Origin of the sequence: Asaia krungthepensis NRIC 0535 (assembly GCF_025995175.1) — a bacterium.
In the GTDB taxonomy this organism is placed as follows: Bacteria; Pseudomonadota; Alphaproteobacteria; order Acetobacterales; family Acetobacteraceae; genus Asaia; species Asaia krungthepensis.
The window spans coordinates 121736-135512 of record NZ_BAPV01000010.1 but is presented as its reverse complement, the minus strand read 5'-3'; the positions used below and the strand labels follow the sequence as shown (position 1 = coordinate 135512).

Annotated in this window: 12 protein-coding genes; 7 read left to right on the top strand and 5 right to left on the bottom strand. The window is 61.6% G+C overall.

Features of this window, described 5'->3' with window-relative positions; all coding sequences use genetic code 11:
* Positions 1-15: 15 nt before the first annotated feature.
* Complete coding sequence (locus tag AA0535_RS07305; RefSeq protein WP_264815278.1) at positions 16-816, bottom strand: MOSC domain-containing protein; 801 nt, start codon at positions 814-816, stop codon at positions 16-18.
* A 74-nt stretch (positions 817-890) separates the two neighbouring features.
* Here AA0535_RS07305 and hrcA point away from each other — a divergent pair, with 74 nt between their 5' ends.
* Both hrcA and AA0535_RS07295 read left to right on the top strand, forming a co-directional pair.
* On the top strand, positions 891-1937 hold the full coding sequence (gene hrcA / locus AA0535_RS07300; protein ID WP_233582004.1) for a heat-inducible transcriptional repressor HrcA: 1047 nt from the start codon (positions 891-893) through the stop codon (positions 1935-1937).
* 346 nt (positions 1938-2283) lie between these two features.
* The gene (locus tag AA0535_RS07295; protein WP_264815277.1) at positions 2284-2514 is read left to right on the top strand and encodes a (2Fe-2S)-binding protein; all 231 of its coding nucleotides are present in this window, start codon (positions 2284-2286) and stop codon (positions 2512-2514) included.
* Positions 2515-2630: 116 nt separating this feature from the next.
* Here AA0535_RS07295 and bfr read toward each other — a convergent pair whose 3' ends face one another.
* Positions 2631-3122: a bacterioferritin gene (gene bfr / locus AA0535_RS07290; RefSeq protein WP_025885276.1), complete on the bottom strand. Its 492-nt coding sequence runs from the start codon at positions 3120-3122 to the stop codon at positions 2631-2633.
* Between the two features lie 331 nt (positions 3123-3453).
* The gene (locus AA0535_RS07285) at positions 3454-5280 is read right to left on the bottom strand and encodes a DEAD/DEAH box helicase (protein WP_264815276.1); all 1827 of its coding nucleotides are present in this window, start codon (positions 5278-5280) and stop codon (positions 3454-3456) included.
* A 254-nt stretch (positions 5281-5534) separates the two neighbouring features.
* On the opposite strand from AA0535_RS07285, the gene AA0535_RS07280 reads away from it, so the two are divergent.
* Both AA0535_RS07280 and AA0535_RS07275 read left to right on the top strand, forming a co-directional pair.
* Positions 5535-7715 (top strand): FUSC family protein, encoded by a 2181-nt coding sequence (locus tag AA0535_RS07280; RefSeq protein ID WP_264815275.1) that lies wholly within the window; start codon positions 5535-5537, stop codon positions 7713-7715.
* A 166-nt stretch (positions 7716-7881) separates the two neighbouring features.
* Positions 7882-8841: a sugar phosphate isomerase/epimerase family protein gene (locus AA0535_RS07275; protein WP_264815274.1), complete on the top strand. Its 960-nt coding sequence runs from the start codon at positions 7882-7884 to the stop codon at positions 8839-8841.
* A 93-nt stretch (positions 8842-8934) separates the two neighbouring features.
* Here AA0535_RS07275 and AA0535_RS07270 read toward each other — a convergent pair whose 3' ends face one another.
* Both AA0535_RS07270 and AA0535_RS07265 read right to left on the bottom strand, forming a co-directional pair.
* Positions 8935-9582, bottom strand: coding sequence for a class I SAM-dependent methyltransferase (locus AA0535_RS07270; RefSeq protein WP_264815273.1), 648 nt, complete (start codon positions 9580-9582; stop codon positions 8935-8937).
* A gap of 77 nt (positions 9583-9659) precedes the next feature.
* Positions 9660-10286, bottom strand: a complete 627-nt coding sequence (locus AA0535_RS07265; protein ID WP_264815272.1) for an LLM class oxidoreductase — start codon at positions 10284-10286, stop codon at positions 9660-9662.
* A gap of 109 nt (positions 10287-10395) precedes the next feature.
* Between AA0535_RS07265 and dapF the strand changes: the two genes are divergently transcribed.
* Genes dapF through ftsY form a run of 3 tightly spaced genes read left to right on the top strand, consistent with a single transcriptional unit; the run spans position 10396 to position 13416 of the window.
* Positions 10396-11211, top strand: a complete 816-nt coding sequence (gene dapF / locus AA0535_RS07260) for a diaminopimelate epimerase (protein ID WP_264815363.1) — start codon at positions 10396-10398, stop codon at positions 11209-11211.
* The gene (gene mtaB / locus AA0535_RS07255; RefSeq protein ID WP_264815271.1) at positions 11208-12452 is read left to right on the top strand and encodes a tRNA (N(6)-L-threonylcarbamoyladenosine(37)-C(2))-methylthiotransferase MtaB; all 1245 of its coding nucleotides are present in this window, start codon (positions 11208-11210) and stop codon (positions 12450-12452) included. The genes dapF and mtaB overlap by 4 nt, the downstream gene beginning before the upstream one ends.
* A 1-nt stretch (position 12453) precedes the next feature.
* Complete coding sequence (gene ftsY, locus AA0535_RS07250) at positions 12454-13416, top strand: signal recognition particle-docking protein FtsY (protein ID WP_264815270.1); 963 nt, start codon at positions 12454-12456, stop codon at positions 13414-13416.
* The last annotated feature ends 361 nt before the right edge of the window (positions 13417-13777 follow it).

Below are 13777 nucleotides of genomic sequence, written 5' to 3'. Positions count from 1 at the left end.
TAGGCGCGCCTCCGCTCAGCCCAGGATTTCCACAGCATCGCCCAGTGCGATCGACCCGCTCCGGCGGATCACGGCATTCTCCCCGAACATCACACCGCCAGGGCGGAAGCGAAACCCGGTCAGGGTCTTGAGCGGCTCTCTCGGCACGGGGATCACGCCGGTTTCTTGATCGATGGTCGTCACGATGCAGCGGCTGCACGGCTTGACGAGTTCCAGCTCGACCGTTCCGATACGCAGCCGGGTCCAGTCATCTTCCCCCCAGGGCGTCTCGCTTTCGATCACGATATTGGGCCGAAAGCGTTCCATGGGAACGGGCTCCCCGAGCCGCGTATTCAGATCGTCCAGCGAGGCCGTATTGGTGACAAGCAGGGGAAAGCCATCGGCAAAGCTCACACTGCCGAAATCCGTCGGTCGGGCTCGGTCCGGCTCAGCCATATGCACCAGACGGCACGGTGTATCGAGCTGCGTGCTCAGCCAGTCTGCCGCCTCATCTCCTGCATCGCGTGCCGCAATGGCATGATCCTTCCAGACGCTGACTGCGCGCACGGGAGCGTCGGGGGCAGGGGGCACCACGCTGAGGGTGAGGTCCGGATCCCGAGCCGCGCTCAGGGTCAGGATTTCGCCATCGAGCCGCGTCAGAATCAGCGCCATCGCCGGAAACTGACGCTGCGTCATGAACCGCCCGTCGGGTGTGATGACCAGCCAGCGCCTGTCCCCTCGGGGGCCCCATGGGTCGAGATCCATCCGCGCGACATCGATCCGATGCAGGCTTTTGACAGGATGGATATATAAGGCTGCAATACGGGTCACGGTCACGACTCCAGATCCGGAATTTGAGGCAGGCAGACCATGGCCCTTCTCGTCGGGCGGGTCACGCGAAAGGGCAGGGCATGATCGATCTCTCCAACCTGCCGGGCGGCATGGATGCGCGGTCAGCCAGCGTACTGCGCGAGATTGTCGAACAATATATGGAAACGGGTGATCCTGTCGCCAGCAAGACCCTGGCCCAGCGCCTCACGCCTTCCCTTTCCCCGGCGACCATACGCAATGTGATGGCCGAGCTGACCCAGGCAGGGCTCTTGTTCAGCCCGCATGTTTCTGCGGGGCGCCTGCCGACCGAGAAGGGGGTACGGTTGTTTGTCGATGGCCTCCTGCAATTCGGCGCGCTGGACGAAACGGAAAGGGCCCAGATTGCGGGGCGTCTCGCATTGAGGGGGCGCTCGATGCAGGAGACCCTCGCCGAGGCCTCCACCATGCTGTCAGGCCTCTCGGCAGCCGCCGGTCTGGTTCTGGCGCCCAAGGGCGACGGTGCGCTCAAGCATATCGAATTCGTGGCCCTCGGGCCGGGCAAGGCGCTGGTCATTCTGGTGGCGGCCGATGGACAGGTCGAGAACCGGGTGATCGAAACCCCGCCCGGATTGCCGCCCTCCGCGCTCGTCGAGGCCGGGAATTACCTGAACTCCCTTCTGGGCGATGTGACGCTCACCGCGCTACGCCAGCGTGTGTCGGAGCATCTGCAGCAGAATCGTTCCGATCTCGATGCGCTTGCCACAAGTGTGATCGAGAGCGGTCTCGCCATGTGGGACGAGCAGCATGGCACGCTCTATCTGCGCGGTCAGGGCAACCTCCTGACCGATATCACCGAGATCGAAAAGCTCACCACCATACAAATGCTGTTCGAGCGTCTCGAGGCGCAGGAAACGATGTTGCGTTTGCTGCAACTGGCGCAGGAATCCGACGGTGTGCGGATCTATATCGGGGCGGAGAGCGGGTTTTTCGGCATGTCGGGCGTGTCGATGGTGGTGGCCCCGGCCCGCAACGAGCAGAATCGCATTGTCGGTGCGATCGGGGTGATCGGCCCGACGCGCCTCAATTACGGGCGTATCGTCCCCGTCGTGGATTACACGGCGCGCGTGATCGGGCGTCTTCTCAGCTGATCTCAAAGGCCGCGGTCGGGGTGGGGTTTTGCTGCAACAGAGGCGTAAGCGTCAGAGGTTGGCGCGGACGTCGCCGGGCGGATGGCAAGAAGCAAGGAGCGCTGGGCGCCGGACGCCGCGCCAGGCAAAGGCAAGCGCGTGCCTGCGAGGGGTCAGCATACGGGCCACAAAGTTTGAAACGACGTGAATGAGAGCGGCAGATCGGAGGCCGCGCGGCAGGAGATCGGTCAAGATGGCCGAGGTACCGGAGAGACTTTTGCGTTTTTTAAGAATCTCTCGCAATTTATCGGTTGAGAATTATTCTCATATGCTGTTAGGGTCGCGCCGTTCTGGAGTGGAATGGCTGATGATCGTCTGTTCGTGTAACGCCCTGACCAATCATGATATCGCCGACGCCGTTCGTCGGGGCGCCTCACGACCCAATGAGGTTTATGCCTCCAAGGGATGCAAGGCGCAGTGCGGCAACTGCGTACCGGGCGTTGTCTGCGCTCTGCGAAGCCTGATCCGCGAACGCAAGGAGGCCGCGATGGCCTTCGCCCCTGTCGACCAGGGAGCGGGCAGCGTCGCCTACGCCTGATTAGGGCCTATCTACGAGAAAACCCGCCAGCCTCTCGGCTGACGGGTTCTTCATCTCATCTTCGCAGCCCAGCCCTCTCAGGGGCATAGCTGACCCGGCGTTGAGTGCCGGAACGCTTACTCGGCGGTCTGTTCGGGGGCCGGCGAGGAGTTCAGCGTGATGTAGCGCTGGATACCGACCTGCTTGATCAGGTCGAACTGGCGATCGATGAAGTCCTCATGCTCTTCCTCATTGGCGAGGATGCGGATCAGCAGATCACGCGACACGTAGTCACGCACGCTTTCGCAATAAGCGATGCCTTCGCGCAGATCGGCCAGAGCCTTCTCTTCAAGCTTGAGATCGCAGGCCAGGATTTCCTCGACGCTCTCGCCGATCAGGATCTGGTTCAGGCGCTGCACGTTCGGCAGACCGCCCAGATACAGGATGCGCTCGATCAGCCAGTCAGCATGGCGCATCTCTTCGATGGACTCGTCATATTCCTTCTTGCCGAGCTTGGTCACGCCCCAGTGGTTCAGCGTGCGCGCATGCAGGAAGTACTGGTTGATGGCGGTCAGTTCGTTCGTCAGCTGAATGTTCAGATGCTCGACGACTTTCGGGTCCTTCAGCATGGAATGCTCCTTTCTCTGTCCTGTGGCGATGGGGCAGCACAAGGCTGTCCCTGACAGGCTGTGTGCAGTTGTTCAAGCATGGATAAGATATGAGTGCAACAGAAATAACGTTGATGATAATAAAAGTATCGGTGTTGAGAATGACTCTCTTTATTTCTACAGAATCAATAAACGAAGTTGATTTTCAGTCGCAACAACAGCCCATATTCTGAATCTTCACCCCAAACGCAAAACGCCCCGCATGAAGCGGGGCGTTTTAAGGAGCACGTTCGAGGCGCGCCCGTTATTGAGCCTGACAGGGCAGGCTCATATCAGGGGGAAGGGGAGAGGCTCAGTAGCGCTTGCGCGAGGAACCCTTGCCGTTACCGACATTGCTGCCCTTGCGGAAGGACGGACGATCACCGCCCCGGTCACCGCCACGCTCCCCACGGTCACCGCCGCGCTCGCCGCGATCCCCACGGAAGCCACCCTTGCCACGGGGCGCGAAGCCCCCTTCACGCGGGCGGCGCGGGCCACGCGGCGGAGCGGACGGGCCGGTCGGCGCCGAGGCGGGTTCGATCTTTGCTTCATCGGCATCCGCACCTGCCACGCAGGACCGGAAACGCTCGGCGCTATCGGGAGCGATTTCGAAAAGCGTGTGCTCCACATCGATATGGATCGCGCCGATCTCGCTCTTGGTCACGCCGCCCAGACGGCAGATCAGAGGCACGAGCCATTTCGGATCGGCACGCTCATTGCGTCCGATGGCGAGGCTGAACCATTCACCCCCGAGACGGTCCACGCGGCCTGTGAACTCACGAGGGGCGCGATCGTCGCGCATCCCACGAGCCGGGGCCTCGACGCTGACAGGGCGGATGGATTCAACGCTCGGCAGGCGGCTCTTATAGAGGCGCACCAGAGCGGTCGCGAGCTGATGGGCATCATGGACATCGGCAAGCTGCGACGCCAGCGCATCTTCATTTGCCTGCGACGGCGCGAAGAGCGTCTCGTCTTCCATCAGGCGCTTCGCATCCTGCTCCAGAATCGCGTCGGCCGAGGGAACACTCTCCCATTCGGCGTTGCTGATCTTGGCGTAGGCCAGCAGGCGCTCTGCCTTGCGACGCTGATTGACCGGCACCATGACCACGCAAGTACCCTTGCGTCCGGCGCGGCCCGTACGGCCCGAACGGTGCAGCAGGGTCGCGGCCTCGCTCGGCATATTGGCATGGATGACCAGCGAGAGTGCCGGAATATCGATACCGCGAGCGGCCACGTCGGTGGCTACGCATACGCGGGCAACACCCGAACGCAGGGCCTCGATGGCGCGCGAACGTTCGTTCTGGCCCATTTCGCCCGAGATCGCGACAGAGGCAAAGCCACGCTCGACCAGGGCGGCCTGCACCTGCGCGACCATGGCGCGCGTGTTGCAGAACAGCATGGCCGTGGGGCTCTCGTAGTAACGCAGTACGTTCACGATCCCGCGGCCGATATCGTTGGGCGACGTCAGCACACATTTATAGGTAATGTCGTCATGCTGCTTGCTGGTCGAGACCGTGTTGATACGCTCGGCGTTCTTCTGGAAGCGACGCGCCAGATTGGCGATTTCCTTGGCGATGGTCGCCGAGAAAAGCAGCGTACGACGCTCTTCGGGAGCGGCGTCCAGAAGCTGCTCCAGCTCTTCGCGGAAGCCCAGATCGAGCATCTCGTCAGCTTCGTCGAGAACCACGACACGCAGATCCGACAGGTTCAGGGCGCCGCGCGACAGATGGTCGCACAGACGTCCCGGTGTCCCCACCACGATATGCGCACCGTTGGAGAGGTTGCGTGCTTCACGGCGCGCATCCGTACCACCGATGCAGCTCACGATCCGCGCGCCCGTCTCGGCATAAAGCCACTGCAATTCGCTCTGCACCTGAAGCGCGAGTTCACGCGTAGGTGCGATCACCAGAGCCAGAGGGCTGTTCGCGGGAGGAAGGCGTTCACTGCCCTCGGGAATGAGGGTCGGAGCGAAGGCGAGACCGAAAGCGACCGTCTTGCCCGATCCCGTCTGCGCTGAAACGAGCAGATCGCGTGTCTCCAGCCCCGGCTGCAACACGGCTTCCTGCACGGCGGTCGGTGTTTCGTATCCGCGTGCCGCCAGAGCGCGACTGAGAGACGGGACGGTATCGGGAAAGGGCATGCGGTTCGGACTCGATCAGGACTATGCGAAGGGAGAACGCCGTAACAGGAATGCGCTGTTCGAGCGTGGCTCGCGGCGTAAGGAAGGCGGTCAATAAAGAATATGCGAGCCGAAATCTAGGATTAAACCGCAGCGAAGCTGAAAACGCTTCTCTCCGGGATGTGACTCGCCATTACCCCAATATATGGGATTTGCGACATGATTTGAAGCGATCACGACGATCCCTTCCCTAAATTTCGGGTAAGACGCGGCGCATGATTGCAGCTTATCTCGCCCGACAGAACGCGGCGCTCACACGCTGGCGGGGGCGTTCCTGGCCTTTCTCGTGGCTCTTCGCTCCCAGCATGAATGCGGTCGAGTTTGCCCTGCGCAACACAATCGCATCGCTTGTCGCCCTCGGTATCGCTTTCTGGATGGAACTGGGCGAGCCACAATGGGCAGCCATGACCGTATGGATCACCGCCCAGGGTTCGCGCGGGGAGAGTCTGTCCAAGGGGCGGTGGCGCCTCGTCGGAACGGTACTGGGGATGGTGGGAGCGGTCGCGCTCGTCTCGGCTTTTCCGCAGGCACCCTGGCTGTTCATTCCGGCCCTCGGGCTCTGGGCAGGGCTCTGTACCGGTCTTGCGACATTATTCCAGAATTTCCGCGCCTATGCGTTTGTGCTGGCAGCCTATACCTGCGCCATAATTGCGACCGGAGCGCTGAACGCCCCCGATCATGTGTTCGAAATCGCCATGGCGCGCGGAACCTACATCTTTCTCGGTGTCGTATGCGAGATGGTGGCCGGGCTGGTATTTTCGGCCTCGCTCGCGGTGAAGGCGCGCCGTACCATGAAAGCCTGGCTGAATGAGGCAATAGGCGCCGCCTCTCATCTCATCGGCGATGTGCTCGATGGCGCCGCCCCGCCGGAGGCAGCCATACGAGCCGTTTTCAGCAGGACGCTGAAACTCAACGAGCAGCTTGAATTCACAGTGGTCGAGGTAGGGCGCAGTGATCATGCGATCGCCTGTGCTTATGCCACGATCGGCATTCTCTCGAAGATCGTCTCACGTGGCCTCGGTATGCAGGCGCGCCTTTCGACAGCGTCTGCGATCTCGCCCGCCATTCTTACTAATCTGCATGAGGCGGCGTCATTCATCCGGTCCCTGCCGATGAGGCTGGAAGACAAGACGATGAGAGCCGCGTTGCGAGCAGAGCTCACGCAACTGAGAGCGCGTTTCGATAGCACTTATCGCCTCGCCGATGAGTCTTCCGAAACCCGGCTTCGCCCGGAAGGGAGCCAGCGCTGTTCGGCGAAGGACAGGATCATCCTGCATGGCATCGGGCTTATTCTGGAGGAATACGCGACTCTGCTGCTCTATCTTGAGGCAGATCCGCGTGAGGCGCTGGCTCCCGCGCGGTTTCGCCTGCGCCGGGTGGTCCATCTTCACGCAGCTTTCCACAATGCCATACGCTCTGCGATTGCGATCTGTCTGGCAGGATTGATCTGGGAGGTGACAGCCTGGCCCCAGGGGGCGTCGTTCATTTCTTTTATCGCGGTTGTGGTCGGTCGCTTCGCTACGACCGATAATACGGTTCTTGTCAGCAACAGGTTTTTCTATGGTGCCTGTCTGGCCGCACTCGCCTCGATCATTCCCGTATTTTTTGTCATCCCGACAGGGACCGGATTCGAGGCCCTGATTGTCGCGCTTGCGCCCCTCATGTTCATCGGTGGTCTGGCAGCGCGCAATCCCGCCACCGCCACAGCGGCGGGCGCCTATAATACGTTTCTGCCTGCTCTGATCGGTCTCGATAACCACGCGCGCATGGACGAGCTGACCTGGTTCAATGCAACGATCGCGCTTGTTCTGGGCCTTGGCGCCGGGGTGCTGGTCTTTCGCTGTATCCTGCCGTTCAACATTCATCAGCTTTGTGTGCTGCTGCGTCGTCGTGCCCTGCACGGGCTGATGCGTATCTGCGCGCCCAGACGCCGAATACCTGCGGAGAATCGCTGGATCGGGCTGATCACTCAGGGGATGGAACGGGTCATCCGCTATGCGGGCGCGCGGCTCACACCTTTCATGGAACTCAATCTCCACGGCCTGCTTTCGGTCATGACGCTGGGCCGAAACCTGCTTTTCCTGAGGATGATGGCGCGCCGTCCAGCCCTTCCTTCCGAACTGGCGGAACTCATCGCCGGGTTCTTCACGGGGCTCGGACCTCATCTTCTGCGTAGCGCAGCGCGCGAGGAAGCGGGCTTCAGCCAAAGGATAGAGCGAAGCATCGCGATCTTGCGCGATCGCCTGGATACCGTTGGGGATGAGGCGCGCCCCGTCTATTGCGAGGTACTGGGCAGTCTGATGGTGGTCGATCATGAGTGGCGCAACAATCAGACCTGGCTGGATGACCGGAGCTTCAGGCACGCCCTACAACAGGCGCGACTGGAGGGCGTCTGACACCACAGCGCTGCCGCACTGATCGAGCTAACCCAGAAGTCACAGCGATATGATGCTGTCATAACGAATTAATGTTCCGATTCTTCCGTTCAAAGAGAATATAAATTCCCGGACCGGCAGCATCTTCGCGATGCGGCCCGATTTCACTGGGAGTGGTGAGCGCATCATGAAGATCGGATTTGTTTCTGACAGTCTCGGGAGCTTCTCGCTCGAGGCGGTGCTGGATCAGGCTGTAGCCCTTGGCGTCTCTGGGGTCGAGGTGAACACGGGAGGCTGGTCGCATGCGCCGCATCTCGATCTCGCCCAGCTGCGTCAGAGCCCGGCGGCACGGCGTGAGTTCACGCAGGCATTCGAGCGCAGAGGGCTCGAAATCATCGCTCTCAACGTGAATGGCAATCCGCTTCATCCCGTGGACCACCGTCAGAGCCATGATCTGCACGAAACCATCCGTCTGGCCGGAGATCTCGGGATCACCAAGATCTGCACCATGTCCGGCCTGCCAGAGGGACGCGAGGGAGATCTTTTGCCCAATTGGGTGGTGAGTTCCTGGCCGCCCGAAGGGCAGGTGGCCAAGGAATGGCAGTTCAGGGAGCGCCTGGTGCCCTATTGGGAAAAGATCTGTGCCATGGCCCCTGATCATGGGGTGACCCAGTTTGCGCTGGAACTTCATGGCGGACAATGGGCCTATAACGTGCCCAATTTCCTGCGTCTGCGCGAGGCGCTTGGCCCGATGATCGGCGCCAATCTCGACCCGTCGCACATGTTCTGGATGGGTGCCGATCCGTTGGCGGCGATCGATGCGCTGGGCGACGCGATCTGCCATGTCCATGCCAAGGATGCGGGCTTCAACGAGGCGAAGCGCGGTGTCACGTCCAATCTTGAAAACGGACCTCTGGGTCTCCCCTCCGATCGGTCTTGGTCCTATCTGACGCTGGGTTACGGCCATGACCCGCTCTGGTGGCGTCAGTTCTGCTATCGTCTTCGCATGGTCGGTTACGATGGCTGGCTGTCGATCGAGCACGAGGATCCGCTTCTCGATCCTGTGGAAGGGCTCGCCAAATCCGTAGCTCTGCTGCGTGAAATTGCGCCCGTCGCAATCGGGGGCTTTACCCAGCAGGAGGTCTGAGAGCCTTTCATCTGGGTGACAGGATCGGCAGCCTGGGCTTCGTCCCGCGCAGGACATGGTTTGCGGCTCCGTTGCCCGGAGCCGCCGACGGGCTCACGCCGTCAGTTTCTTGCGCCCGATCACGGCATGGACCGTGTCGTTCCACGCGGTCAGGTCTTCAGGGGGGACGACCTCGCCTGTATCGAGATCGGCAAACCCGGCTCGATCGAGAAGCAGCGTGATCAGGCGGGTGCGGTCTGCGGGTTCGAGCGCCTGCCAGAGCGCGACCGCCTTCTGCGGGATGAAATTGTCAGAGAACGTGACGATCAGCGGGGCGCCGGGGCGGAGCAGACGATTGATCTCCGCAAGAATTGTGACCGGGTCGGTCAGATAGGCGAAGCCGTCACAAAGGCAGACCGCATCCAGCGAGGAGTCCGGCAGATCAATCCGGGGCCTCTCGTTGATGTCCTGCACCACACGCTGCGTGAGAGATTTGTTTGCATCCAGCGCGGCCCCGTTCACGTCGAGTCCGATCACCGTGTCATGCGCGGACTCTTCGGGCAGATGGCTCAGCGTTCCGGCCATCAGATCGAGGATCACCCCCGAAGCGGGCAAGGCGGTCTGGTAGAGTGCGGTCACGGCGGTGCGTGCGCCTGCGTCCATCTGGGTCGAGTCGCTGCGCCCGGCGTAGAATTCGGGATCGGGGTCATTATTGGCACGGGTGAAAGCCGCAGGATGCAGCCCCGACGGGGTATCAGTCATTGGCCCTGTCCTGTCTGGTTCAACGGAGAATCAGGCAGGGATGCAGGGGCTGCGCCGTGGCGTCAAGGCAGGGCGGGTCAGAGTGCCGCGCCATGCCATTCGAAGGGACCGTTCGAGATCCCTGCGATGCGGGCATGGCCATCGAGCGGAACCGATTGCTGGCGCAGCAGGGGCATCAGCGTTTCACAGACGGCGCGATAAGGTGCGCGAGCACAGGGCGCCATAAGTATGACATCGAAAATGCCGAGCTTTCGATAATCGTTCAGGCGCTGCGCGATCTCCTGCGGGGTCCCGATCAAGGCGGAGGCCGCGATCTGGGTAGGCAGACCCTCATGGATGAGGGTCTCGGCGTCTTCCCAGGCCTCCTCCGTGTTTTCACGCAGGACAATGTCCAGCGCGACGACTGAGCGAGCAGGGTGGTCTGCAATCTGCGAGGGTAGGCAGTGAAGGTAAAGCGCCATCGTCTCCGCCAGGCTGCCATCGGGGCGGAGACGCTCTACCCCGGCATCGGTTCGACGCAGCAAATTATGGCGTGGCGCCTGCTGGCGGAGCCATTCGATATCTTCGTCAGCAACGAGAAGGCTCGACCCTGTCGGTAATTGCGACAGACAAGATTTCATGTCCTCCCGGCTCATATCAAGGCACGACCAGATCAGGCGCAGGTGACGTGCGATGGCAGGCGTATCGTGGGAGGTAATGAACATGGGTCAGTTTTCCTGCACCGCAGAAGGCGATGCGTCGGCATGAAAAAATACGAGATGAAACCGGAGGTTTCCCGTGCCGGACAGGCCCGGACCCTCTATAACTGCGCAGATGATGATCCGGTTTCATAAGATGCAGGGCCTCGGGAATGACTTTGTCATCATCGACAGGCGCCATAAGCATTTCGACGTCCCATTACATACTATGTCCCTGCTGTGCGACCGACGCTTCGGCGTGGGCTGCGATCAACTCGTGCTGCTCGATCCCCCTGACCGTGACGGGGCGACTGTCCGGGTGAGCTTCTTTAACCCGGACGGGTCCGAGGCCGGGGCATGCGGGAATGCTTCGCGCTGCGTTGCCGCCCTGCTGGGCGAAGCGCCTGTGCTTGAGACCCGCGCAGGGTTGCTGCCCAGCTTCATCACGCCCGAGGGGGAAATCGGTGTGGATATGGGTCCACCCGCCCTGGACTGGCAGGATGTGCCCTTGGCCCGCCCCATGGAAACGCTCGAATTGCCTCTCTCCGGCAGCCCCGCAGCCTGCTCGATGGGCAATCCGCACGCGACATTCTTTGATGGGATGGAGCGCGCCGAACGCGATGGTGCGGCGCTCGAACGCGACCCTCTCTTTCCAGAGCGCGCCAATATCGGCTGTGCCGAAATCGTGGCACGCGATCATGTCAGGCTGCGCGTCTGGGAGCGCGGGGCGGGACTGACCCTCGCTTGCGGCTCGGGCGCCTGCGCAGCTGTGGTTAACGGGGTGCGTCGCAGCCTGCTTGACCGCGGATGTCGGGTGGAAATGGATGGCGGGTCCCTGCGTATCCACTGGCGCGAGGCAGATAATCATGTGCTGATGATCGGCCCTGCTACCCATGTGTTCGAAGGGCTCTGGCCGGCTGTTCCGACAGAGGGGGCGAAGCCAGGCGCATGAGCGGCGCACGGCTTCTGACCTTTGGCTGTCGCCTCAATCTGCATGAGAGCGAACGCATGCAGGCCCTGACAGGTCACCTGGATGATGTGGTGGTGGTTAATACCTGCGCCGTAACCACCAGTGCGGAGCGTCAAGCGCGACAGGCCATACGCAAATCCCACAGGGAAAACCCGGACAAACGCATTGTGGTGACCGGTTGCGCCGCCCAGATTGCGCCGGAAAACTGGCGCGACCTTCCGGGTGTGGCGCAGGTCATGGGCAATGCCGAGAAGCTCGAGGCGTCGAGCTGGACGCAGGACGCGCTCCGACGCGAGAGTGCCATTGCCGACATCATGGATGCGGCCCCCGTGCCGGCATCTCCTGTGGTCGAGACGGGCGGACATGTGCGGGCGCTGTTGCAGGTTCAGCAAGGCTGCGATCACCGCTGCACCTTCTGCATCATTCCCTATGGGCGCGGTCGATCCCGCTCCGTACCCGTCAGCGAGGTCATCGAGCGGGCGCGTGGGCTCGTGGAGGCCGAGCACCATGAAATCGTTCTGACCGGTGTCGATATCGCATCGTGGGGGCGTGATCTCGATGGAACGCCAGCGCTCGGGACCTTGTGCCGGGCGGTGTTGCAGGCAGTGCCGGAACTTCCGCGCTTGCGGCTTTCGTCACTCGACCCGGCCTCTGTCGACCACGATTTGTGGTATCTTCTGGCGGAGGAGCCCCGCTTCCTGCCGCATTTGCATCTTTCACTCCAGGCAGCGAGCGATCTCGTGCTCAAACGCATGAAGCGACGTCATTCGGTGCGGGATGCGGCAGATCTCATCAGGCGCGCCCGCGCCCTGCGCCCCGATATCGCCATCGGCGCGGACCTGATTGCGGGTTTTCCGACTGAGACGGATGAGCAGGCTCAGGAGACGCTGGATTTCGTCACGGCCCATCGCCTGCCTTATCTGCATGTCTTTCCCTATAGCGAGCGCCCCGGGACTCCGGCAGCACGCATGCCCAGCGTGCCGAATGCCAGGCGTCAGGCCCGCGCGGCGGCCCTGCGAGCAGTCGGGGAGACCAATCGGCAGGCCTACTGGCAGGGAATGATCGGGCAGCCTCTCGACGTTCTGATGGAAGGAACGGAGCGCGGCCACTCCGCGCATTTCATCCCTGTGCGCCTGAAGGGCGGCCAGGCACAGCGAGGGCAACGCCTGACCCTGAAAGCGCATACTCTTGACGAAGCAGGGCTGGTAGCAGAGATCAACTGACATGGCCGGATTTTTCTCACGTCTGAAACAGGGGCTGACGCGCTCGACGCAGAAGCTGAATGCTGCTCTCACCCATCGCTATCTCGATGAGACGGCGCTGGAGGAGCTCGAAGACGAGCTGATCGCTGCCGATCTGGGCCCAGCCGTGGCTGGACGCGTGATCGAGGAGTTCCGCAGCTCTCGCTTCGGACGCAATGTGACGACCGAGGAAATCCAGGAAGCCCTCGCGACAGAAATCGCGCATGTGCTCGAGCCCGTGGCCCAGCCTTTCGAACTCAAGACCGAGCACAAGCCTCATGTGGTGCTGGTTGTGGGCGTCAATGGCGTAGGCAAGACCACCACCATCGGCAAAATGGCGAAGTGGTTCCGTGATCAGGGCCGCTCGGTCATGATGGTGGCGGGCGATACCTTCCGCGCGGCGGCCGTCGAGCAGTTGCAGGTCTGGGGCGAACGGACAGGCGCGCCCGTCATCGCGGGCAAGCCGGGTGGCGATGCGGCAGGGTTGGCCTATGAGGGCATCAAACAGGCGCGCGAATCCGGCACGGATCTCCTCTTCGTCGATACGGCCGGGCGTCTGCATAACAAGGGCGCGCTCATGGAAGAGCTCGCCAAGATCATCCGCGTGATGAAGAAATTCGACGAAACGGCGCCGCATTCCGTGCTGCTGGTCCTTGATGCCACGACAGGTCAGAATGCGATGGAGCAGGTGCGCGTGTTCCGTGAACTGGTCAATGTGACCGGTCTGATCGTCACCAAGCTCGACGGTTCGGCGCGTGGCGGGATCGTGGTCGCGTTGGCAGACGCGTTCAAGCTGCCTGTGCATCTTGTCGGTGTGGGTGAGCAGGTGGAAGACCTGCGCCCCTTCTCGGCGCAGGACTACGCTCGTGGTCTCGTGGGGGGGACCGGTGGCGATCTGACACGGCATCTTGTCGACGAGCCGCAGGACCCGTCCGAGCTGAGCTGAGCTGACCAGCCGGGCTTCTCCGCCTTGAAACGGTTGGAGGGGACCTATCCACGGTCTTCATGGAGGCGCTCGCCCATGTGGCGGTTTTCGCGAGCCCGTCAGGTACGCGGCATAGGCCCTTTTTTCAATAATCGTTGAAAGAGCCGGAGGAGCCGAGGGAAGCGTTGCAAGCGCCTGCTTCACTGTTTTGGCGGCACACTTGACGTCCGGCAGCCCGAAAATTGTGTCTTTTGCGCAACGACTATCTGGATAGAAGCGTCAGAATTAACGTTAATTTAACGAACTAGTGCTGATTCAAATTATTTTTAAAGTTCGATACATAACAGCAATATTAAGTCGCACTCACCCGTTTCTCGTTATG

Excerpts from the sequence above, each read along its gene's own strand:
- hrcA (WP_233582004.1), top strand. The coding sequence starts at position 891 with ATGATCGATCTCTCCAACCTGCCGGGCGGCATGGATGCGCGGTCAGCC.
- AA0535_RS07295 (WP_264815277.1), top strand. The coding sequence starts at position 2,284 with ATGATCGTCTGTTCGTGTAACGCCCTGACCAATCATGATATCGCCGAC.
- bfr (WP_025885276.1), bottom strand. The coding sequence starts at position 3,122 with ATGCTGAAGGACCCGAAAGTCGTCGAGCATCTGAACATTCAGCTGACG.
- AA0535_RS07285 (WP_264815276.1), bottom strand. The coding sequence starts at position 5,280 with ATGCCCTTTCCCGATACCGTCCCGTCTCTCAGTCGCGCTCTGGCGGCA.
- AA0535_RS07280 (WP_264815275.1), top strand. The coding sequence starts at position 5,535 with ATGATTGCAGCTTATCTCGCCCGACAGAACGCGGCGCTCACACGCTGG.
- AA0535_RS07275 (WP_264815274.1), top strand. The coding sequence starts at position 7,882 with ATGAAGATCGGATTTGTTTCTGACAGTCTCGGGAGCTTCTCGCTCGAG.
- AA0535_RS07270 (WP_264815273.1), bottom strand. The coding sequence starts at position 9,582 with ATGACTGATACCCCGTCGGGGCTGCATCCTGCGGCTTTCACCCGTGCC.
- AA0535_RS07265 (WP_264815272.1), bottom strand. The coding sequence starts at position 10,286 with ATGTTCATTACCTCCCACGATACGCCTGCCATCGCACGTCACCTGCGC.
- dapF (WP_264815363.1), top strand. The coding sequence starts at position 10,396 with ATGATGATCCGGTTTCATAAGATGCAGGGCCTCGGGAATGACTTTGTC.
- mtaB (WP_264815271.1), top strand. The coding sequence starts at position 11,208 with ATGAGCGGCGCACGGCTTCTGACCTTTGGCTGTCGCCTCAATCTGCAT.
- ftsY (WP_264815270.1), top strand. The coding sequence starts at position 12,454 with ATGGCCGGATTTTTCTCACGTCTGAAACAGGGGCTGACGCGCTCGACG.